Here is a 22241-nt window from a genome sequence, read left to right as displayed (position 1 = left end):
TATGCCATTGTGCTGTTTACCACTGTGGTGCAGGGGTTATCCGTGGGTAAGGGCTATATTTGGCTCAGTGGCAATGGCAGTAAAGTCAAACCACAGAAGAAAAACGTCAAAGTTGCCGGCAGTGCGGTAAAATAAATTATCCAATGATAATTTGACTGGTGCAGCACGGTATTCCCGATTGGAGAGACAACCGCTACTTGTGAATAAGAGCAGAGCCGGTTATAATAAACAGAGAGCTTATCTTATTCGCAAAGTGGAGGAATCATGAGAATATATATTGCTGCATCATGGAAGCATCAGCATGCGGTTGAAATGCTGACTGATTTATTGGAAAGCCGGGGCCACACAATCCTGTCCTGGATCCGGGAAGGACGGCCGGAAGAAGCCTTTCTTTCGCAAAAAGAGCTGACGCATTTTATTGAGTCAGCTGAAGGAACACGGGTTTTTGATTTTTGTATCTCATCGGTTACCAGTGCCGACCTGATTATCTACGTCGGGCCATCCGGCTGTGATGCCTGGGCTGAAATCGGTGCGGCTTACGGCTCCAAAATTCCAATCTTTGGGCTGCTGGCCAAAGCTGAACAGGTGGGGCTGATGCGCCATATGATTAAAAACTGGTACAGCTCGATTTCGGAGTTGATGACCGCTGTGGATGCCATCAACTAATAAATAGACATTTTTACTATTGAAAGTGTTGACAGTACCAACGAACAAAAAATTGTTCGTTGGTACTGTTTTTTATTGCTTACAGTTTATAAATTCGCATTCATATTATTAGCACGGCTGGACAGTTGTTTTATTTTCCGGTAAAATGAGTTTATTGTCTAGAAAAGAGGTGCCAAAATGTTTAGAATCGGGATATGTGATGATAAAAAAGCCATCTGTTCTCAATTAGAAGGGATTATTTTAGAAAACCAAGGTATTTTTGTCGAGGAAATCGAAATTGATGTGTTTTATTCTGGTGAAAGACTGGCTGAGTTTATAAAACATGAACATGATTTTGATCTGGTCTTTCTGGACATTGAAATGGAAGGTCTAAATGGTCTTGAGCTGGGTCGGAAAATCCGCGAGGAGATGGATAATCAAACGATGCAGATTGTCTATGTGTCTGGGAAAGAAAATTATTATAAAGATCTTTTTGAAGTACGCCCGATGCATTTTCTTTCAAAACCCATTAATGCAGCAATGCTGATAAAAGACATTAATCTGGCAATGAAATTAAATGGCTGCCTGGGGGGCGTTTTCTGCTATCGAAAGGCAGCCGTGACATATAAGATTCCCATCAAAAATATACTCTATTTTCAAAGTGTGAATCGGAGATTAAGATCACCACGATAACGGGAGAAGATATGTTTTACGGCAAGCTAGGGGATATCTACCCCCAGCTAGAAGGTGATCAATTCATGAAGATTCACAAATCTTATCTGGTTAATTATGAACATGTCGTCACCTTTAAATATAATGAGGTCAGGATGTCAAATTCGGACTGTCTGCCAATTAGTCAGTTAAAGCGAAAAGAAATCAGAGCTTTGCAGCTGCGTTATGAGATCGAAAGGTTGGGGTAATGATACCGCTTTAAATTTGAATAAGAATCTTAGAACACTACAAAAAAATACATCAATTTCAACATAATCTCGCACAAATGAAAATGTGTGGTAGATTTAGGCCAGTAAAAGACATAAAAGGAGCCAGCATCATGAGATTTCTATTTGAAAAAATTCCGGAAAACAACGACTTTGATCCTGAGAATGAGGGTTATCATGCCATTGATGAGCCGAGTTTTTTAAAACGTTGTTTGATGTCAATTCCAGTTATTCTCATTTCCATGTTTATTATTGGGCTGATGTTAAAGATCCGGCTGGGAGCGGATTATCATTTGAGTATGATTGATAGTTTTCAAGATTTTGTGATTTTATTAGCCTTAGTGCCCATTCATGAAATGCTACATGTGATAGTTTTTCCAGATAAAATTTCATCAAGGGATATTTTTATTGGAACGTATAGAGGTGCTATTTACGCAACATATTTATGGGATATAAAAAAAGAAAGATTTTTATTGGGGTTTAATATTGCCGATCATTGTTTAACGGTTATACCCGTTCTTTTTTTAATGATCTCAAATATAAATTACCCACTTTTATCAAAAATTGCGATTATGAATATGGTTTTATCGAGTCTGGATGTCCTGTCATTTTATGGGATTTTGACCAAAATTCCGGCGAATGCAAAAATTCAAAATAAAGACTCGCGGTCATACTGGAGATTTTAATAGCGGAGGTGCTTGAAAATGAAAAAACAATATTATCTTGATTTAGGACTACTAATCATAATCCTGGGATTATCGGTTTACTTATTGTTTCAGGTTGATAACCCTATTGACACCATAATTTTGATTGGCTTTGCCGTCATCTTCTTCTATATCAATCTGAGATTTAGAATTATCTTTAAATATCCCTATGAGGGTAAGTTAAGTATTGGCAATTATTCCGGCTATTTTCAAATTCTGTTGGGAAAGCTGTTGTACATTATTGGTCTATTAAGTCTTACAAATGCGGATTTTGATAAGCCGCATCATTTAATTATCTACGGTTTTATTCCTATTATCTGGTATCTATCGATCTTCCACAATACGGCTTATATCTGTAACAATTATTTAATCTACAATTTTTCAAGGGTTATTGATATCAAGGATATTGACCGGTACGAGATGAAGAAAAAAACGTTGGATACATACTCTCTAGTTGTCCATTTGAAAAACAAAGAAGTGCTTAAACTGGGCCTGAATGATTTTAATTATCACAAATTAAAATTGCTGATTGAGTAATAAGAACTGCACCATACAGAATTATAAAAGGGGAGAAAAGTCTGCCCAGCCCTGGTTGCGGCAGTAGCAGACGGTGTTGTTCAGACAAGGAGAATGATGATATGAAGGAAAAAATGATAAACGTTGCTTTAATGATCGGGTATCTGCTATTTTTTATACTGATGGATACTTGGGTCATATCCATTCAGAACAGCTTTAATACGATGGAATCGCTGAGTTATGGTTTTTATTCAAGTCGTTTTTGGGGGATGATGCTGATTGGATTTTTTAAATGGTTTATGCTTGGCTTTCTACTGCATTTTATGTGTAAGAGTGGAAAGCTGCGACTTAAAGTTGATCTATTCTATGTTGTGATTGCGCTTATAGGTGCAGCGATATATTTTATGATACATCTAGGTATCCTTGTGCCAATGCCAGCGATTATTTATAGTGAAAAATCTATGACCCAATTAATATGCCTGATTCCGATTTTATCTGGATTCTTTATGTTTGAGAGTTTGTTTTCAGGTAGGTCGTCTACAAACACCGACCAATAAATTATAATAATGGATAGCTGAAAAATAGTGAAGCGTTTTTATAGAAAGGAAGCCCTTGTTTTGCGAATTTTAGAAAAGATTTATCCGTATCTGGTTATACCATCAGTGATAATCTATATAGGTATTATTGAAAAGGTGAAATTTGTAGTAAAGAATAGTCCGATCGATTCAAACTTTAATTCAACCTTGCCATTTTTTTTCAGTGATGGTTTTTTCTTTATGGCTATTACGCTACCTCTGATTAGCATGATGTTTGGAATGTTGTTAGAATTATTGACCAGAAAACCAGCAACACTTAAAATTAAAATAAACGGACCGTTTCTGATTATTGCATTTATTGTTGGCTTTTTATATTATATGCCTTACACACCGGCAGCTATTCTTTTCTCATATATGAATTTCAACTCGGCTTTGATTACAAATGCGCCAGCTTTCTATCTCATCCCGACCCTGGCTGGATTTTATTTGACAAGAGGCTTATTTGCTTCAAAAGAGAGTGCAATGACAAACTTTGATTAATGATTATACGCTTTAGCAGAACAATGGTGATAGAAGCACAATAACCTCTCGCTCCGGCATTGGCCGGAGCTTTTTTTAGTCTATACAAAAAAAAGCGGCTGTGGGATAATAAACAAAACGGATACGAGTGAGGACACCCAAATGAGAATATTACATACCGCCGATTGGCATTTAGGCAAAAATATTGAAGGTCATAGCCGGATGGATGAGCAGGCCTGCTTTCTGGCGGACTTTGTTAAAATCGTCAAAGACGAAAAAATAGATCTGCTGATCATCGCCGGGGATGTTTATGACAGCTATAATCCGCCAGCCCGGGCCGAGGAATTGTTTTATGAGACCTTAAAGCAATTGTCCGACGGTGGCAAACGGCTGATTCTGGTGATCGCCGGTAATCACGATAATCCCCAGCGGCTTGAAGCGCCGGGACCGTTGGCCCGGGATCATGGTATTCTGATGGCCGGAGTACCCAAAACGATCATCCCCACCGGGGCTTACGGCCAGCATCAGGTGGTGGCAGCGGGAGAAGGTTATGTGGAACTGGAGATCAACAGCGAGCGGGCCGTGATTCTGCTCTTGCCCTATCCCAGTGAAAAACGGCTCAATGAGGTTTTATATGATCTGACCACCGCCGAAGACGAAAATCAAAAGTCCTACAGTGATCGGATTCACAGCTATTTTTCGCAACTGGAGTGCCATTTCAGAGACGATACCATCAATCTGGTGACCACTCACATCTTTGCCATGGGCAGCGAGGAAGCCGGTTCAGAGCGAACCATTCAGCTGGGCGGCACCTATATTGTCGATGGCCAGTGCTTTCCCGAAAAAGCCCATTATATCGCATTGGGACACATTCATAAACCACAGGTAATTCCCGGTACCAATGGCCGGGGCCGCTATGCCGGGTCACCGATTCATTTTAACCGCCGGGAAATTGCCTACGGGAAAAAATGCATAATCGCTGAAATTGTTGTTAGCAATGGCGTTACAGTCAAAAATGAAATCAGTGAAATAGATCTGAAAGTATACAAGCCCATCGAAGTCTGGAAATGTGACAATGTCGATGATGCCATCGCCCGATGCGCGGCCAATGCGGATCGATCCTGCTGGGTTTATCTGGAAATTGAGACGGATCATTATATCCGGGAAGATGAAATCAAAAAAATGAAGGCCCATAAGAATGATATTCTGGAAGTAATCCCCCGGCTGACCACTTTAGAAACTGAGGCTAGCCTGGAAGCCTTGACAGAGAAATCCTTTGGCGATGTCTTTAAAGAATTTTACCGCCGGGAACGGGGCACCGAAGCCGATGATGAGGTGCTGGAACTGCTGCTGTCGCTGGTTGTTGAGGAGGATAAACAATGAGACCGATAAGGCTAAAAATTAAAGGCATTAACAGTTTTCAGGACGAACAGCAAATTGATTTTGAAACCCTGACCGAGGCGGGTATTTTTGGCATTTTTGGCCCTACCGGTAGCGGTAAATCGACGATTCTCGATGGCATTACCCTGGCGCTTTATGGCAAGCTGTCCCGCAACAGCTCCAATTACATCAATGTCAACGACGACAAGGCCAGTGTCGTCTATGAGTTTGTCATCGACGGTGCGGAGGAAAAAACCTATCAGGTCAGTCGGGAGTTTAAGCGCAATAAAAACGAAGGCATCAATCAGGGAAAATGCCAGTTATTGGAATTAAGACCGCAAGGGCCGCTGGTGTTGGCGGATAAAACCACCGAGGTGACCAATGCCTGCGAGGAAATCATTGGCCTGGGTCTGACCGATTTTACCCGAACCGTGGTGCTGCCCCAGGGTAAATTCAGCGATTTTCTGAAGCTGGAGGGCAAGCCCCGCCGGGATATGCTGGAGCGGCTGTTTAATTTGTCCAAATATGGGGATGATCTTGCCAATCGGCTCAAGTCCGAGCGGATCAGGGAAGTGGAAAAGCAAAACCAAATCCTCGGCAGCATGAATACCTATGAGGGTGTTACTCCGGAAGCGCTGGCCGAAAAAAAGCACAGTTATGAAGAAAATCAGCGCCAGCTTCAAACAAACCGGGAAAAGTTTAATACGCTCGATATCCAGTTGTTAGAAGCAAAAAAATTAATGGCCTTGCTGGCAGAGCAAAAAGATACCAAAGCAGCACTTACGGACCTGGAAGCGAGAAGTGCTGAAATAAAAAGCAAGGAACAGCAACTGCGGCTGGGAAAAAAGGCATTAGAGGTGCGTCCCTTTCTGGAAGCCTTTGAAACGCTAAAAACCCAGGTTGAAAGGGGTCGGCGCAGCTTGGCTGACAGCGAAGAAAAGCTGTCCCAATTGTTTGATGAAAAAGAGACATGTGAAAAAAGCTTTAATCAAACCGATACCTATAAAACCGAAAACCTCTTCAAATTTCAGAGCAAGCTGGAAAAGGTGGATGATGCCATTGGCTGGAAACAAGCTCAGCTGGCCCTGGATAAAGAAATTCGTGAGATGAATAAAAAAATGGATGAGGCGAATCATCAAAAAATCAACCTGGAAAATGACAAGACCAGGTTGCAGGAAGAACTGGAAAAAGAAAAAAAACAACTGATTGCCCAGCGACGGGAAGAAAAACAATGTCGGATCGAACCGGACTATCGCCAAAAAATCACCCGGGGGATGGCCGTTACCGAAGAAATAATCCGATTAAAAAATGAAATAGCGGACGATCAAATACGCCTTAATAAAAACCAGACTGAGATCAATACATTGCTTGAAAGCGAGAAGAACCTGGAAGCGCAGAAGCAGGTAAAAGAAGCCGAGCAAGCAGTTGTTGAGCAGGAGCTTATTGCTCTCGAAAAGGCCCGGCCAGCGAGCTGGGATAGTATCGGAAAGGAAAAGGAAGCGGCGCTTCACTGCCAGAATCTTTTTCTTAAACAACAACAGGCAAATGCAAGTATGATTGCGTTGGAAAGTCAGATCGATGCCCTGATTCAGACCATTGGGACAAAAAAGGCGGCGGAAAAGCTTTTAAAAGAAAAGATGGCAGCAGTGGAAGAAGAACTGATCCAGCTGGAAAACAAGAATTTCGGCCTTAAACTAAGAGAATTGTTAAAGGATGGAAAACCCTGCCCGGTTTGCGGCGCAACAAAACATCCTTTCGCCGAGGATCGGGATGAATCGGATGACGCCATTCGCAAGGCGGTGATAAAAAAAGCCCACCAGCAACAGGAGCAGGAATTAAGCGAACTGACTGCTGAAATTGCCCAGCTAACCGGCAGTTTCACCACCTTGGTTGAAAATCAGAAGCAGCTAAAAACTGAAATTGCCAGTCTTGGTGAAGCGATACCCGAAGGACAGCCGGAATTGCTGGTGGCTGCCAATACGAAGCGGAGTCAGGAACTGGAAGTTTGGGAAGAACGTTTAAAAAAGCTGGAAGCCCGAAATCAGGAGGCCAAAAACCAGTTACTGAAGCTGGAAGGGGATCTTAAAGAAAAAAACGCAAGTCGGGAAGCGCTACTGCTTCAGACCCGGGAATTGGAAGTGCTTAAAAGCAAAAAAGAAACAGCTTGTGCAGAGCTGGAGACAGAAGGGGCGGAATTAAGAAAGCAGCTCAAGGTTAATAAAGCTTATGATTTTTACGCCGCCAATGAAACCATAAAAAAGCTCGATCAGCGTCGCAGCGAATTGATGGATCATCTTGAAAAACTGGAAACGGCCGTTAATGACCAACAGCAACAGCTGGAAAAACAGAGTGAAGTCATTCATGGGGTCAACCGACAGGTTCAGGAATTTTTGCTGCTGATCGGCCAAAAGGCTCAGCAGTTTAAGGAAAAGAAAAGTGCCATTGAGGAAAAACTGGGAAAAGACTACCCATTGCCTGAGCTGGATGAACTGAAAAATAAGTTTCAAGGTAATATAAAATGGATCGAAAACGCCTGGAATACGGCCAGAACAAAGCTGGATGCGGCGCGGGAAGCCTACGAGAAAACACAGGAAATGGTAACCATTCAAAAAGCAAATCTGACAACGCTGGAAAGCCAATACGATATCACCGCGGCAGGGTTAAAAAAACAACTGATGGCGCATGGCTTTCTTGATTTGATCGCCGCTTTAAACGCCTGTATCCCGGATCAAACCATTAAAAATCTGGAAATGGAAATAGAGGGTTATCGTCAGAGTCACACCAAATTAGCGGGCAGGCTGGAAGATCTGAACCAGAAAATTAATGGCTGGGAAATGACCGATGTCGCCTATGCTGAGATTTGCTCGGTTCATCAGCGCCTGGAAGCAGATATCGAAACACAGAAAGTTCTGGATATCCGCTTAAAAACCAGTGTTGATGAGCTGGAAAAGCGACTGGCTGAATTGGCGAACTATTTAGAGCAAAAGGAACAGGTGGATCACCGGCTGGGTCTGATAGCTGATCTGGAAAAATTGTTTTCGGGCAAGCGATTTGTCGAATTTGTGGCCGTTTCCCGACTTAAGTACATCTCCATTGCGGCATCCAAACGGCTCACTGAGATCAGCAACGGTAATTACGGACTGGAAGCTGACGATGAGGGGAAATTCATTATCCGGGACTACAAAAATGGCGGCGCGGCCCGGGACGCCTCAACCCTGTCCGGTGGGGAAACCTTTCTGGCCTCATTAGCATTGGCGCTGGCGCTGTCCGCCGAAATCCAGTTAAAAGGACGGGCCCCGCTGGAATTTTTCTTTCTCGATGAGGGTTTTGGTTCGCTACATGAAGATGCCCTGGAGGTGGTGATGAATTCCATCGAAATGCTGCATAACGATCGCCTGAAGGTGGGGATCATCAGCCATGTGGAATCGATCAAGAACCGGATGCCGGTTAAATTGCTGATTACCCCCGGCGAAGCCGGAGTTGGTGGCAGCAAGGTGCGAATTGAAAAATAAATGGATTAAAATATAAAAGGACAACAATGACAAGGGATTATACAATCAAGTATTCAAAACGAAAAACGATGGGACTCTATATCACTAAGAACGCTGAAATTGAGGTGCGGGTTCCCAATGGAACCCCGCAGAAGGTCGTAGCGGATTTTGTAGCCCAGCACCAACATTGGATTGACACCCACCACGGGGCGGTGGCCCAACAGGTGACAGAGCGGGAGAATTTTGCATTGCGGTTTGGGGCCAAGCTCCTATTCCTGGGCCACGAATTTCCTCTGGAGCCAGTCGAAAAACCAGCTTTCGGTTTTGATGGCCAGCACTTTTATGCTTATGCCCAGATGTCGGCCGAGGAATTAAGAACCAGTCTGGTGGGTGTCTACCGAACGCTGGCAAAAAAGGTGCTCGGCGATATGGTAAAAGATCTGGCCAAACATATGGGATTAGAGCCCAAGGCTGTCAAAATAAACGGTGCCCGCACTCGTTGGGGTTCCTGCTCCAGAGCCGGTAATCTCAATTTTTCCTGGTATCTGGTGATGGCCGAAGAGGCCACCATTCGCTATGTGGTCGTCCACGAGCTGGCCCATCTGATTGAAATGAATCATTCCCCCAACTTCTGGCGAATCGTTGAGCAGGTACTCCCCAATTACAAATCGGAACGGGAAAAGCTGAAACTCCTCCAGAAAAAACTAAGCGTTCAGTGCTGGGAATAAGCGAGATCATCTCGCTTATTTTTTTTGATTAAAAACTTGACAGGTAAGGGAAAAGAGTTTATAGTGTATATATAGTATATATACACTAAGACAAGCGAAATGAGGTGGTAAGTTGAATATTGTCATTAGCAATTCCAGTGACAAACCGATTTATGAACAGATTGCCCAGCAAATCAAGAAGATGATTATCAGCGGTGAACTGAGTCCCGGTGAAGCGCTGCCAAGCATGCGCTTTCTGGCCAAGGAGCTGCGCATCAGTGTGATTACCACCAAGCGGGCCTACTCGGATCTGGAACGGGATGGCTTTATTGAAACCGTCACCGGTAAAGGCAGTTTTGTGGCCAACCAGAACTTATCATTTATCCGGGAAGAGCAACTGCGGCTGGCCGAGGAGTTTTTGCAGAAAGCGGTGGATATTGCCAGAAGCAGCGATATTTCCTGGGCCGAACTCAGTGAATTGTTAGAACTATTGTATAAGGGAGAATAACATGACGAATGCCATTGAAATTAAAAATTTAAACAAAAACTATCAGGATTTTCAACTCAAAGATGTCAGTTTTAAGGTGCCCAGAGGCAGTATTGTCGGCTTTATCGGTGAGAATGGCGCTGGTAAAACCACGACCATTAAAGCAATCCTGAATCTGATCAAACGGGATGGGGGAACCATTGAGATGCTGGGCATGGATAACCTAAAAGATGAGAAAAAAATAAAAGCGTCAGTCGGGGTTGTGATGGATGGTTGCAACTTCCACGATAATTTAAAAACGGGTGATATCTCAAAGATGCTGGCCAGCATCTATAAAAACTGGAATCAGAAATTGTATCAGCAGTATCTGAAAAAATTCAAGCTGCCGGAAAATAAGATCATCAAAGAATTTTCCCGGGGGATGAAAATGAAGCTGCAGATTGCGGTGGCGCTATCCCACGAACCGGAGCTGCTGATTTTAGACGAAGCCACCAGCGGGCTGGATCCGATTGTCCGGGAGGAAATCCTCGATGTCTTTATGGAGTTTATCCAGGATGAAGAACATGCCATTTTGATATCGTCCCATATTACCAGTGATCTCGATAAGATTGCGGACTATATTGTCTTTATTCACCAGGGCGAAATTCTGCTTGACGAAGAAAAAGAGACCCTGCTTTCCCAAATGGGGATTTTGAAATGCGGCGAAGAAGACTTCCGCAAACTCGAGGGCAGTGAGTTTATCCGTTATCGCAAGAATCAGTTCAGTTTTGAGGTGCTGGTGACAGATAAGGCGGCTATCCGTAAAAAATATCCGGAGGCGGTTGTGGATGGGGTAACCATTGAAGAAATTATGTTATTTTATGTAAGGGGGCAAAAATAATGAAAGGATTGATCTTAAAAGATCTGCTTAATTTAAAAAGCACATTTAAAATGCTGGGCGTGATGATGGTCTTTTTCGCCGTTGTTTTCTTGCCACAAGGCAATGGTTTTATCTTTGGGATGATTATATTGATGTTTGCCATGATGGTGGTGACCACGATCAGCTATGACGATCTGGCCAAGTGGGACGCTTATGCGTTAACAATGCCGGTGACCCGAGCCGAAATGGTACTCAGTAAGTATCTGGTGATGGTCATCTTAAACACCCTGGGGGCCGTTTTGTCACTGACTGTTGGAATAGTTGGCAGCGTCATCATGGGCAAAAGATTTGACCTGGAAATTCTGGCCATCATCGGGGTAATCTATCTGGTGGCCTTAATCTTTGGTTCGGTGATTATTCCCCTGATATATAAGTTTGGGACTGAAAAAGCCCGACTGATGCTGTTCCTTTGTGCGCTGCTGCCTACGGCCTTGATTCTATTGTTGGAACAGTTCAATGTCCCCATGCCAACCACCGGAAATCCGTGGATTTATTTGATCGCATTAATAGGTTTCTCCGTCGCTGGAGTCGTTCTCTCTTATTTGATCTCGCTTAAAATTTATCGCAAGAAAGAGTTTTAGAAAGAACCATTTTGAAAGACACCACTTAACGAATTAATTTAAGGTGCGTATTGAACACAAAAAGGGGGCTGAGAAATCAGCTCTTCAGACTGTCAAAAAAGATAACCCAGTACCGACAATTGTTAGATCATGTTGTACGCATCGGAGCGGACANNGGCATCGCCTGTCCGATTCCGCAGCGAACAACAGATTAACAATTGGTCGGTACGGTAGTTTAGCGACAACCTCGGGGCTGAGAAATCAGCCCTTTTGTATGTTCGGTATCATTTTGTAAACGTTCGGTAATTAGTCTTCCAGCCGTTCCTGCAAGGCATCTTCGAAGGCACTGATCCCGATGCGGTCGAGTACGCCACAAATCCGTTCCCCGTCTTTACCGAGCTCCAGATAGGTTTCCAGAATTTTATCAATCAGATTGGGAATCTCTTCGGCTGCATAAAGGTCGGTTAAACGGTCACCAAACCGGTACCCCCGACCCATTCGGCCACCCAGATAGACGGCAATGCCGCGAACCTCCTCGGTGATGGCACCAGTGGTGCAGGCCTGGGCGCATTTTCCACAATTAACGCACTGGCGTTCATTCCAAAGTAGTTTTTGATTGAGCATTGTCAGCGACTGGGTTCGACAGACTTTGGTGCATTTACCGCAGTTTAGGCAGGCATCCCAATCAAACTGGATGTAGGCCTGTCCCACCAGGCCAATATCGTTGGTGTTGGCCTTGGCACAATTGTTGGGGCAGCCCACAAAGGTGATTTTTGTTTTAGCATGAAGATCCCGGCCAAAAAATTGGTCATGACAGATGCCGCACAGTTTCTGGGTGTCATAAAGACCATGCTGACAAACCGTGCCCTTACAGGCTACCAGGGGCCGGATCTTTTTTCCGGTGCCGCCGAAAACCAGTCCACCAGCGGTGAGGGCAGATTTAACGGCATCCAGGTTTTCAAAAGTGATCCAGGGAATTTCAATGGCTAAGCGAGTGGTTTCGCCCAGATAGCCCCGGCCGTATGTTTCGGCAATTTCGGCCAGGGTCTTTAATTCAGCTGAGGTGAAATTTCCGGCCCGGCTTAAAACCCGAATCGAAAAATATCCTTCCTGTTGCTGGGCTAAGATCCCCTGGGCTTTCAATTCTGCAATTTCGTTTTTTGTGATCACGCAATTACCTGCTTTCCTAAAGGTGTGAGGCAATTCAAAAAAATAAGTGGTCGCAAATAAAAAAAACTTTTCGCCGCCGACCAGTTATCCGTTTTGAATGCTGATATGTATTGTCTCTATTGTATGCCTTATTTCTAAAAACAATATTAAATTTTATCGTCGCAAACGGCTAGAGTTGTGTTAAAATAAACAGAATCACCAAGAAAAAAGGAGCGACTATGCTGATACTTGAACATATCTCAAAAACCTATGGCAATAAAAACGAAAAAGCTGTCGATGATGTCAGTTTTGAAGTACATCCTGGAGAAATTTTCGGATTTGTCGGGCCCAATGGAGCGGGAAAAACCACTACCATCAAAATGATTGTCAGTTTGCTGGCACCCAACAGCGGGAAGATAAGGATCAACGGCATCGATAATCAGACGGACATTTTGGGAGCAAAAAAACAGTTCAGCTATGTACCGGACAATCCGGAGCTGTTTGAAAAGATTAAGGGCATTGAGTATCTAAAATTCATGGCCGACGTTTATCAGGTGCCCGCTTCTGACCGACAGGAACGGATTGAACGATATCTGGACATTTTTGAAATCAAAAATGCCGTCAATGATCCGATTGGATCCTTTTCCCATGGGATGAAGCAGAAGCTGGCCCTGGTGGGAGCACTGATTCATGATCCGCAGGTTTTTATTCTGGACGAACCAATGGTCGGTTTGGATCCCAAGGCATCCTTTGAGCTAAAAAAAATCATGCGGGAACATTGCGACCGGGGCCGATCGGTTTTCTTTTCCACCCATGTATTGGATGTGGCCGAAAAAATTTGTGACCGGATTGCCATTATTAAGAAGGGCAAGCTCATTGAGGTGGGCACCATGGCTGAAATTCGTGAAAAAGCCGGGAGTCAGGAGTCACTTGAGAATATTTTTTTGGAGTTGACCGAATAATGAAAGAAATTATCTCGTTAACCAAATTATTTATCAACGAATCATTGGGATTTTCGTTGTTCTTCTACAATCAGAAGTTTAATAAAAAAGAATTTTACAAACAGTTATTTACCCTGATTATTGTGCCAGTAGCGTTGATCCCGGCCTTTTTTATGTATGTTTCACTCATGTCGGCCACCTATTTTGGACTGACACTGATTAATCAGACCTCGGTTTTTTTAAGCATTGGTTATATTATGGCAACGGTGCTGATCATTGTTTTTGGGGTCATGTACATTCTTTCAGAATTCTATTTCTCTGATAACATTGAAGAACTGATCCCGCTGCCAATCAGTCAACGAAAACTGATCATTGCAAAATTCTTAAGCATTCTGGTGTTTGAATATATTTTTGCGGCCTTTATTTTTATTCCGATTTTGATTATTTATGGTGTCGGTCAGGGCATGGGGCTGCTTTATGGGCTGCTGTCGTTTTTGGTTTTTTTAACTGTCCCGGTGCTGCCGCTCTCATTAATGACCGCCGTGATCATGCTGATTATGCAATCGGCTTCCCTCAAAGGACGCAAGGATATGCTGCAGATTGTTTTTGTCTTTATCGGGATTGCCGTCATTTTCACGGTTCAGATCTGGTTTACCAGCCAACTGGGAAGCGGTGATGAGGCGGATTTTCAGCTGTTGATGAATACGATTCTGACCAATAATGAAGGCTTGTTGAACAGCATTGGCTACCTGATGCCGACCAGCTTTTTAATGGCCTGGGCGCTTAATAAAATCACCCTGATGTCGTTGGGTTGGGTTGCAACACTGCTGGGAATCACGCTGTTATCCTGCGCTTTGATGGTTACAATCGGCAATCGGGTTTATCTTAAGAGCATTGTCAGCGGCAAAATAATCAAAAAGGGTAAACCATTAAGCGGGGCCCAGCGCAGCAAAGTGCTGGGGAAAAAGAGTCACGGAGCGATGGCAATATTTACCATGGATTTGCGGCTATTGTTACGGACCCCGGTATACTTTTTTAATAATGTCAGCGTGGTGATTATTGCGCCGCTTTGCATTCTCCTCAGTGTTTCATTTATTGAAATTCCCCCGGAAGATTTACAGGGGATGCAGGAATTTTTCAGAGCCATGCCGATTTTGATCAACTTTTTACTGATTGCCTTTTTTATCTTTTTTGGAGGTACCTCAGCCACTACCGCCTCGACCTTTTCCCGGGAAGGAAAAGCCTCCTGGCTGACCCGGATGATTCCGGTGACTGCCAGAGATCAGATTGTGGGGCGAACCGGGGTGGCGATGTTTATTCAAAGCCTGGGGATCGTCTTTACAATCATTGCGGTGCAATTCATTTTCCCCTTACCCTTGTCCACCCTTGTGATAACCATCGTTCTGGGGATACTGGGGTCACTGCCGATTTTGTTGTTTGGATTATTTATGGACATGAACCGACCGCTGCTCAATTGGGATAACCCCCAAAAGGCCATTAAAAACAATATGAATGTGGTGATCACGCTTTTTGTGGGGATGGCCTATACCGGGCTGTTAATTGGGATCAGTGGTTTGCTGGGGTATTTTGTCAATCCAATTTTGGGTTACGGAGTATTTGCCCTGATCAGCGCAATTCTCAGTGTGGTTTTTTACCAGGTGATCAGCCGTCGCCTGGAAGCGGAATTTTTGAATTTTGAAGGTAATTAAAGCCCAGGTTAATGGTTAAGGGGCATAATAGCAAGTAACGAAAACTATAAAAAGGAGTTGACACAATGGCTCTTGACGACGTAAAGAAGAAAGCAAACCGACTTGTTCATGAAATGAGTCCTTATTTATTACAGCATGCCTATAATCCGGTAAACTGGTATCCCTGGTCGGACGAGGCCTTTAATCTGGCCAAGCGACAGGACAAACCGGTTTTCCTTTCAATTGGCTACAGCACCTGTCACTGGTGTCATGTGATGGAAAAAGAATCCTTTGAGGATGAAGCCGTGGCCGAAATCCTGAATAAATATTTTATCAGCATCAAGGTCGATCGGGAAGAGCGGCCAGACATTGATCAGATATATATGACCTTTGCCCAGGTCAGTACCGGTCAGGGCGGTTGGCCCCTTAATGTTTTTCTGACCGCTGACCGCAAACCTTTTTATGCCACCACCTATCTACCCAAATACTCTCGGCTTGGAAACCCTGGCTTGATTGATGTATTGTTGGGTATTGAAAGCCAGTGGCGAAAAAATAATGAAGACATTATTGATTCTGCCAATCGGATGACCGGACTGCTCAATAATCTGGAGGTGCGAAAAGGGGAAGAGGAACTAAAGCGAACGATCTTTTTTGATGCCTATGATTTTTTTGATGAAAGCTTTGATGACCGCTATGGTGGTTTTGGCAAGGCTCCCAAATTCCCCGCCCCCCATCATCTTTTTTACCTGTTGCGCTGCTATCAGGCCTTTAAGCAGCCCGATGCCCTGGTAATGGTGGAAAAAACCCTGCAGCAAATGTATAAAGGCGGGATCTTTGATCATATCGGTTTTGGGTTTTCCCGCTATTCAACCGATGAACAGTGGCTGGTTCCCCACTTTGAAAAGATGCTCTACGACAATGCCCTGCTGATTATGGTTTATGCTGAAACCTACCAGGCTACTGGCAACATACTCTACAAAAAAATTGCCGAAAAAACCATTACCTATGTCAACCGCGATCTGCGTTCCCCGGAAGGGGCCTTCTATTGCGCGCAAGATGCCGACTCGGAAGGGGAAGAAGGCAAATTTTATGTCTGGTCGATGGATAAGGTGGAAAAAATACTGGGCCAGAAGCGGGCCGAGGTCTTTTTTAAGTTTTATCCGATGTCAAAAAAAGGTAATTTTGAGGGCAAGAACATTGTTAATATGATCGATACTGATCTCGATCTGATTGAAGCCAATCCCGAGTTGGAAAAAGCGCTCGATGAGATGACAGCCGATCTCTTTTCTCAGCGGGAAAAGCGGGTGCATCCCCATAAAGATGATAAGATCCTAACCTCCTGGAATGGGCTGATGATTGCCGCTCTGGCGATGGCGGGACGGATCTTTAACAAAACCGTCTATGTCCGACAGGCGGAAGAGGCCATGGCCTTTATTGAAAACAACATGGCCCGGCTGAGTGGCCGGCTCTACGCCCGGTACCGCAAGGGAGAGTCCAAAATTCTCGGCTATCTGGATGATTATGCCAGTGTCATCTGGGGGTATCTGGAACTGTATCAGGCCAGTTTTAAAACCGAGTATCTTGAAAAAGCGATTGTCCGGGCGGTGGATATGATCAACCTCTTTGGCGATGAATTTGGCACTGCTGGCTTTTTTCTCTACGGCAATGATACTGAGCAACTGATTGCCCGGCCCAAGGAAGTATACGACAATGCCAAGCCATCGGGAAACGCCCTGGCTGCTTATTGTCTGCTGAAGCTGGGCAAAATAACCGGAGAGCAGAAATACATCGATATTGTCAACGGGATATTTGGCTATTTTGCCGGAAACCTCAATCAGGCACCGATGGCCAGTACGATGATGCTCTGTGCCAAATTATTCCATGAACAGCCTACTACTGAGGTGGTTTTTGCCGGGTATGAGACCGATGCGACGATTCGTGAAATGAACCGTCACTTAAATCAGCAGTTTCTGCCGTTTTCGGTGGTACTGTTTAATAAAAGCGAAACCGATCTCAAAAAGATCAATGAGTTTGCCGTTAATCAGCAGATGATTCATGGCGAACCGACTGCCTATATTTGTAAAAACTATCGTTGCGAGCAACCGGTGAATGATCTTGAAAGCTTTCTTAAAATTATAAAAGACTGATTAAGATCAGGAAAAATGGGGTAGAACAGAAGCATCACGAGAAAGGCAGGAACGATAATGAACTATCAAAAGAAGGATCAGGAGACCTTATTAAAGACCTTGACCCCGGATCAATATGCGGTGACTCAGAAAAATGCCACCGAACCACCGTTTCAGAATGAATACTACAATGAATACCGCAAAGGAATCTATGTCGATATCACCACTGGCGAACCACTTTTTTCATCCAGCGATAAATTTGAATCGGGCTGTGGCTGGCCCAGTTTTTCCAAACCGATCGATCCCAAAGTGGTCAAAGAACTCAGTGACACCAGCATGCGGATGAAGCGGACTGAGGTTCGTAGCGTCACTGGTGATGCCCACCTGGGTCACGTCTTTGAGGATGGTCCGATCACCACCGGAGGCTTGCGCTACTGCATTAACAGTGCGGCGCTGCGTTTTATTCCAGCCGAGGAAATGGAAGCCCAGGGTTATGGCGCTTATTTAAATTTGCTTGAGTAGTTTAGTATAAGATCGTCAAAGGACGAGGTTAATAAATGATGAGAGGTGAAGAAATGAATAGTATTGAATTTGCAATTAAGATGGAACGTGACGGCGAAGCATATTACCGTGAACAAGCAAAAAACAATCAGGACAATCCGTTAAATGCGGTGTTTTTATTATTGGCCGAGGACGAAAATGGTCACGCCGTATTGCTAAAAAATGAGCTGGCAAAAATAAGTTACGATTTAGCTGATAATGAAGCATTGGCAGATACCAACAATGTTTTTAAAGACCGGGGTGATTTTAAAAACAAATTCGAAAAAATCCCCAATCAGCTGGATGTCTATCGGATGGCTCTGCAAATGGAAAAGGACAGCATCGAACTCTATCAGAAATTTTATCAGGAATCAGCAGATGAACAAACTAAAAAACTGTTTGGTTACCTGGTCAAGCAGGAAGAGAATCATTATAAAATCTTTGATAATCTGATTACCCTGGTCGAACGTCCGGAAGAATGGGTGGAAGACGCCGAATTTGGAGTCCGGGAAGAATACTAAAATAAATCATTTCAGATTAACGGTATTAAAAAATAAATGGGCTGGACTACCTTCATTTGAAGAATGGTTTAGCCCTTTACTTATGAAAAAAATAGTCAAGAACGAAAAAAATTGTTAAGATAGTGCTACTATTAAAGTTAAAAGTGAAGGGGTATAAATGGCAGTTTATTTATTTGATCAAATGGAAGAATTTTCAGATGAACTTTTTAAACGCAGTCTGATGTTGCTTCCTGACGAACGGCAGCAAAAGGCAACAGCGTATCGGCAAAAGCTTGATCAGAAATTGTCGGTATTGGGCTATGTTTTGCTGAATTACGGGTTAAAAAATGAATATGGTATTTCGGAAAAGCTTCGCTTTTGTTATTCGGCCAAGGGCAAGCCATATTTAAGCGACTATCCCCAGATCCACTTTAATCTCAGCCATTGTAAAAATGGAGTAATCTGTGCCATTCATACCAGTGATGTCGGGGTCGATATTGAAACCGTGGCGGCCTATGATGGCCAGCTGGCTGAATATGTCTGTAACGAGCAGGAATTAAAATTGATTAATAAAAGCGATAACAAGGCCCTGGCTTTTACGAAAATCTGGACTAAAAAAGAAAGTTTGATGAAAAAAACAGGGGCCGGTCTGAGGGATGATTTAAAAACAATTGAGTCCATCGATTCAGAAGCCATCACATTGGTTGACCCTGATGAAGCCTATGTGTTTTCCATCACCGGAATGTCATTGGCCGAGCTGGGTTTAAGAACGGAACGATTCAGAGCGTAAAATCGCTGGGATAAAAAATACGTGACAAAACTGGAAAAATTTGATATAGTACTATTGAATTAAGAAAAATATAAGAATTAAATAAATAAACAGGTGTCGGCTGTAATCAATGTATTATAAGCCGGTGAAAAGGGAAGAGGGGTGAAAATCCCCCGCGGTCCCGCCGCTGTAAGAGACGAGTTTCTCCAGGAATGCCACCAGAAATGGGAAGGCAGGAGGCAATGTTGACGCTCAAGCCAGAAGACCTGCCTGTTTGTGTATCTCAAACTCTACGAGAGATGGAGGAGGTTTATTTTTGTGCGCATTTTTGCGGCCTCATTGTCTTGTTTAGAGATAATGAGGTTTTTTTGTGCAAAAATATAAATGAGAGTGATGGAGGAAGATGTCAAAAGTATTAGTAATAGCCGGGACAACCGATGCCAAGACTGTAATTGCGAGACTATTAGAAAATAACCATGACACGGCTGTAACCGTTACGACCCGTCTGGGTGCCGGGATGTTGGAGGAATTTAAGAATCTGGATATTTATCAGGGAAAACTCAATAAAGATCACATTACCCATTTGATCAGAACCCTAAAACCAACCTGTTTAGTTGATGCGGCCAATCCCTTTTCGTCAGAAATAACCCGAAATGCCATCAATGTCTGCAAATTTGAAAATCTGCCCTATATTCGTTATGAACGGGAGCGGCTAAAATACGAAGATGATCCGGATATTACCGTTGTTAAGAGCTATGGGGAAGCCTGTGATGTTCTGATGAACTGCCAAGGAAACATTCTGTTGACTTTGGGCAGTAATAGAATTGATATTTTCAAAAGAATTCCGGACTATTCAAAGCGGGTCTATCTGCGGGTGCTGCCGGACTGGAAGGTTTTAAGTAAATGTGAAAGCCTGGGGTTCAGCCCCAAAAACATCATTGCCATCAAAGGGCCCTATAACGAAGCCCTGAACATGGAACTCTTTAAATACTGCCAGGCAGAGGTGTTGGTGACCAAAGAAAGCGGCAACATGGGTGGCGTCGTGGATAAGATCAACGCCGCTAAAAAGCTGGGAATGAGGATCATTCTTGTTGATCGCATTGAAGAGCAGTGCAGTAATAAATTCAGTTCGGTTGATGCGTTGATTGAATGTATCGATCGTATTGATACGGTTAAGTAGCGCAGGCAATGGACAGGAATCATAGATAAAGAAAGGATGGGTGCAGATGGAAAACAGTTCAGCCAAACGGCTTGGTTTTGTCCGAACGAATGAAAAAAGCGATAACAGCCATCATCATTACAAGCATCATCATCAAATCGGTCATAAACACGGCGAAGGATCAGCCATTGATTATTATGCTTATGCCTCAAAAATCAGAGACTGGAACCCCAGCTTTAAAGTGGCCTTTTCAGGGTTGACCCTGCTGCTTTGCATCGTGCTTAATAACCAGCTGGTCTCGCTGGCGGTGATTGTCAGCATGGCTTATTTAACAGTTGTCAAAGGCGGCTTACCGCTGGGAGCTTATCTGTCGGTGCTGATGATTCCGCTTACCTTTATCATTTTGAGTACCGTTGCCATCGGCATTGATTTTTCAAGCCAGCCAATTGGCCAGTTCAATCTCTATCTCGGATTTGGTTACCTGTATACGTCGATTGCCAAGCTTAAGGAAATGTTGTTTCTGATGATGAAAGTGTTTGGGGCGATCAGTGCGATGATTATGATGACCCTATCGACACCATCTTCTGAAATTATCGGAGTACTGCGAAAAGCCCATGTACCCAAGCTGATCATTGAACTGATGAATTTGATTTACCGCTATATTTTTATATTGTTGGACGTATTTAACAACATGCGCAATTCCGCCGATTCCCGGCAGGGTTATTGCGATTTTAAGACCTCCTGCCAAACCTTTGGCAATGTCGCCAGCAATATGCTGGTACTTTCCCTTAAAAAGGCCAATACCTATTATACCGCCATGGAAGCCAGAGGCTATGAAGGCGACCTGGTTTTTCTGGAGGATGAAAAACCGTTTCAGATCAGTCAGGTGATCTACGCCGTCGGGTTTATGCTTTTTCTGCTGCTGCTTTGGTATGTTACAAAATAAGGATTCAATTTGAAAGGTCAATCGATGAGAGAGCCAATACTTAAAGTCAATAATCTTCATTACAGTTATGGAACCGGTAACCCGGCCCTGAAAGGGGTCAGTGTCGATATTTACAAAGGCGAAAAGATTGCCGTGATTGGCTCCAACGGCTCCGGAAAATCGACGTTTTTTCTTAATGTCAATGGGGTGCTGAAGGCCGATCATGGCGAAATCAGCTATCAGGGTACCGTCATTAATAAAAAGAATTTAAAAGAACTCCGAAAAAACATTGGCATTGTTTTTCAGGATGCCGATAACCAGATCATTGCCTCCACAGTGATGGCTGAGGTTGGCTTTGGTCCGATGAATTTAAAACTGCCCCGGGAAGAAGTAATCCATCGGGTCGATGAGGCCCTGACTTACATGAATATTCTCGATTTTAAGGATCGTCCACCCCACTATTTGAGTGGCGGCGAAAAAAAGCGGGTCACCATTGCCGATATTATTGCCATGAAATCCGAAGTGATTATCTTTGATGAACCCACCGCCGCCCTGGATCCCCTCAATGCTCAAATGCTGGAAGATGTGCTGGTCAAGCTGGGGCAAGAAGGCAAGACGATGCTGATCTCCACTCATGATGTCGATTTTGCCTACCGTTGGGCCGAGCGGGCGATTGTTTTTGATCGGGGGAAAATCATCGCCGATGGGACACCGCTGGAGATTTTTAAAAACCGGGAAATTCTTAAACAGGCCAATCTGAAGCGGCCGACGATGTTGGATGTCTATGAAATGCTGGTGGAGAAAAAAATGGTAAAGAACACTGATGCTTATCCCACCACCCCCAAGGAACTGAAGATTTTGCTGGAAAACAATTTGTATTATCCTGAATCATCAGTACCGATGATTTAGCGAGTAACGATAAGGGATACAATTATTAAAGATTAAGCAGGTTTTGCAAAAATTAATATGAGCGCTCAACGGTTTTTGCAAACCCTTAATATATAGTAAAACAAGAGGAGGAAGAGTGAAAAATAACGTTGGT

Annotated in this window: 23 protein-coding genes and 1 riboswitch; of the genes, 22 read left to right on the top strand and 1 reads right to left on the bottom strand. The window is 43.7% G+C overall.

Features of this window, described 5'->3' with window-relative positions:
* Positions 1 to 264 precede the first annotated feature (264 nt).
* From B3F51_RS03530 to B3F51_RS03470, 13 genes are all read left to right on the top strand, one after another.
* Positions 265 to 666 (top strand): hypothetical protein, encoded by a 402-nt coding sequence (locus B3F51_RS03530; protein WP_148636615.1) that lies wholly within the window; start codon positions 265 to 267, stop codon positions 664 to 666.
* A gap of 177 nt (positions 667 to 843) precedes the next feature.
* Positions 844 to 1338: a LytR/AlgR family response regulator transcription factor gene (locus B3F51_RS03525; protein WP_243134730.1), complete on the top strand. Its 495-nt coding sequence runs from the start codon at positions 844 to 846 to the stop codon at positions 1336 to 1338.
* 11 nt (positions 1339 to 1349) lie between these two features.
* Complete coding sequence (locus B3F51_RS03520; protein ID WP_243134732.1) at positions 1350 to 1565, top strand: LytTR family DNA-binding domain-containing protein; 216 nt, start codon at positions 1350 to 1352, stop codon at positions 1563 to 1565.
* Positions 1566 to 1696: 131 nt separating this feature from the next.
* Positions 1697 to 2269: a DUF3267 domain-containing protein gene (locus B3F51_RS03515; protein WP_263992726.1), complete on the top strand. Its 573-nt coding sequence runs from the start codon at positions 1697 to 1699 to the stop codon at positions 2267 to 2269.
* An 18-nt stretch (positions 2270 to 2287) separates the two neighbouring features.
* Positions 2288 to 2824 carry a hypothetical protein gene (locus tag B3F51_RS03510; RefSeq protein ID WP_228881015.1) on the top strand — a complete coding sequence of 179 codons (537 nt, stop codon included), beginning with the start codon at positions 2288 to 2290 and terminating at the stop codon, positions 2822 to 2824.
* 101 nt (positions 2825 to 2925) lie between these two features.
* Positions 2926 to 3360: a hypothetical protein gene (locus B3F51_RS03505; RefSeq protein ID WP_148636618.1), complete on the top strand. Its 435-nt coding sequence runs from the start codon at positions 2926 to 2928 to the stop codon at positions 3358 to 3360.
* 60 nt (positions 3361 to 3420) lie between these two features.
* Positions 3421 to 3879 carry a hypothetical protein gene (locus tag B3F51_RS03500; protein WP_228881012.1) on the top strand — a complete coding sequence of 153 codons (459 nt, stop codon included), beginning with the start codon at positions 3421 to 3423 and terminating at the stop codon, positions 3877 to 3879.
* A gap of 141 nt (positions 3880 to 4020) precedes the next feature.
* Entirely contained in the window at positions 4021 to 5241 is a 1221-nt protein-coding gene (locus tag B3F51_RS03495; RefSeq protein WP_250933496.1) for an exonuclease SbcCD subunit D, read from the top strand.
* The gene (locus tag B3F51_RS03490) at positions 5238 to 8750 is read left to right on the top strand and encodes an AAA family ATPase (protein WP_286945498.1); all 3513 of its coding nucleotides are present in this window, start codon (positions 5238 to 5240) and stop codon (positions 8748 to 8750) included. Before B3F51_RS03495 ends, B3F51_RS03490 begins: the two co-directional genes overlap by 4 nt.
* Before the next feature lie 26 nt (positions 8751 to 8776).
* A complete protein-coding gene (locus tag B3F51_RS03485; RefSeq protein WP_250933490.1) occupies positions 8777 to 9457 on the top strand; it encodes a M48 family metallopeptidase in 681 nt (226 codons plus the stop codon).
* 112 nt (positions 9458 to 9569) lie between these two features.
* Entirely contained in the window at positions 9570 to 9944 is a 375-nt protein-coding gene (locus B3F51_RS03480) for a GntR family transcriptional regulator (protein ID WP_286945495.1), read from the top strand.
* A 1-nt stretch (position 9945) separates the two neighbouring features.
* Positions 9946 to 10803, top strand: a complete 858-nt coding sequence (locus tag B3F51_RS03475) for an ABC transporter ATP-binding protein (protein WP_286945493.1) — start codon at positions 9946 to 9948, stop codon at positions 10801 to 10803.
* A complete protein-coding gene (locus B3F51_RS03470) occupies positions 10803 to 11423 on the top strand; it encodes an ABC-2 transporter permease (protein WP_286945492.1) in 621 nt (206 codons plus the stop codon). Before B3F51_RS03475 ends, B3F51_RS03470 begins: the two co-directional genes overlap by 1 nt.
* A gap of 285 nt (positions 11424 to 11708) precedes the next feature.
* Here the strand turns inward: B3F51_RS03470 and B3F51_RS03465 are convergent, their stop codons facing one another.
* Entirely contained in the window at positions 11709 to 12572 is an 864-nt protein-coding gene (locus B3F51_RS03465; RefSeq protein WP_286945489.1) for a 4Fe-4S binding protein, read from the bottom strand.
* 218 nt (positions 12573 to 12790) lie between these two features.
* Between B3F51_RS03465 and B3F51_RS03460 the strand changes: the two genes are divergently transcribed.
* The 9 genes from B3F51_RS03460 (at position 12791) to B3F51_RS03420 (ending at position 22108) form a co-directional block, all read left to right on the top strand.
* Positions 12791 to 13513, top strand: a complete 723-nt coding sequence (locus B3F51_RS03460) for an ABC transporter ATP-binding protein (protein ID WP_070372416.1) — start codon at positions 12791 to 12793, stop codon at positions 13511 to 13513.
* Positions 13513 to 15201: a hypothetical protein gene (locus B3F51_RS03455; protein ID WP_286945486.1), complete on the top strand. Its 1689-nt coding sequence runs from the start codon at positions 13513 to 13515 to the stop codon at positions 15199 to 15201. Before B3F51_RS03460 ends, B3F51_RS03455 begins: the two co-directional genes overlap by 1 nt.
* 65 nt (positions 15202 to 15266) lie before the next feature.
* The gene (locus tag B3F51_RS03450) at positions 15267 to 17327 is read left to right on the top strand and encodes a thioredoxin domain-containing protein (RefSeq protein ID WP_250933477.1); all 2061 of its coding nucleotides are present in this window, start codon (positions 15267 to 15269) and stop codon (positions 17325 to 17327) included.
* 57 nt (positions 17328 to 17384) lie between these two features.
* Positions 17385 to 17828 (top strand): peptide-methionine (R)-S-oxide reductase MsrB, encoded by a 444-nt coding sequence (gene msrB / locus B3F51_RS03445; protein ID WP_286945484.1) that lies wholly within the window; start codon positions 17385 to 17387, stop codon positions 17826 to 17828.
* 35 nt (positions 17829 to 17863) lie between these two features.
* Complete coding sequence (locus B3F51_RS03440) at positions 17864 to 18367, top strand: ferritin-like domain-containing protein (RefSeq protein WP_324251102.1); 504 nt, start codon at positions 17864 to 17866, stop codon at positions 18365 to 18367.
* Positions 18368 to 18524: 157 nt separating this feature from the next.
* On the top strand, positions 18525 to 19136 hold the full coding sequence (locus B3F51_RS03435) for a 4'-phosphopantetheinyl transferase family protein (RefSeq protein WP_286945483.1): 612 nt from the start codon (positions 18525 to 18527) through the stop codon (positions 19134 to 19136).
* A gap of 74 nt (positions 19137 to 19210) precedes the next feature.
* Positions 19211 to 19403: riboswitch (cobalamin riboswitch) on the top strand.
* A gap of 115 nt (positions 19404 to 19518) precedes the next feature.
* Positions 19519 to 20295: a precorrin-6A reductase gene (cobK, locus tag B3F51_RS03430; RefSeq protein ID WP_286945482.1), complete on the top strand. Its 777-nt coding sequence runs from the start codon at positions 19519 to 19521 to the stop codon at positions 20293 to 20295.
* Between the two features lie 46 nt (positions 20296 to 20341).
* Positions 20342 to 21220, top strand: coding sequence for a cobalt ECF transporter T component CbiQ (gene cbiQ, locus B3F51_RS03425; RefSeq protein WP_286945481.1), 879 nt, complete (start codon positions 20342 to 20344; stop codon positions 21218 to 21220).
* 24 nt (positions 21221 to 21244) lie between these two features.
* The gene (locus B3F51_RS03420) at positions 21245 to 22108 is read left to right on the top strand and encodes an energy-coupling factor ABC transporter ATP-binding protein (RefSeq protein WP_286945479.1); all 864 of its coding nucleotides are present in this window, start codon (positions 21245 to 21247) and stop codon (positions 22106 to 22108) included.
* Positions 22109 to 22241: the final 133 nt, after the last annotated feature.

The organism is Acetobacterium sp. UBA5834 (assembly GCF_002435675.1).
Lineage (GTDB): Bacteria > Bacillota > Clostridia > Eubacteriales > Eubacteriaceae > Acetobacterium > Acetobacterium wieringae.
The sequence above is the reverse complement of the archived record's forward strand: the minus strand, read 5'-3'. Positions and strand labels throughout refer to the sequence as shown.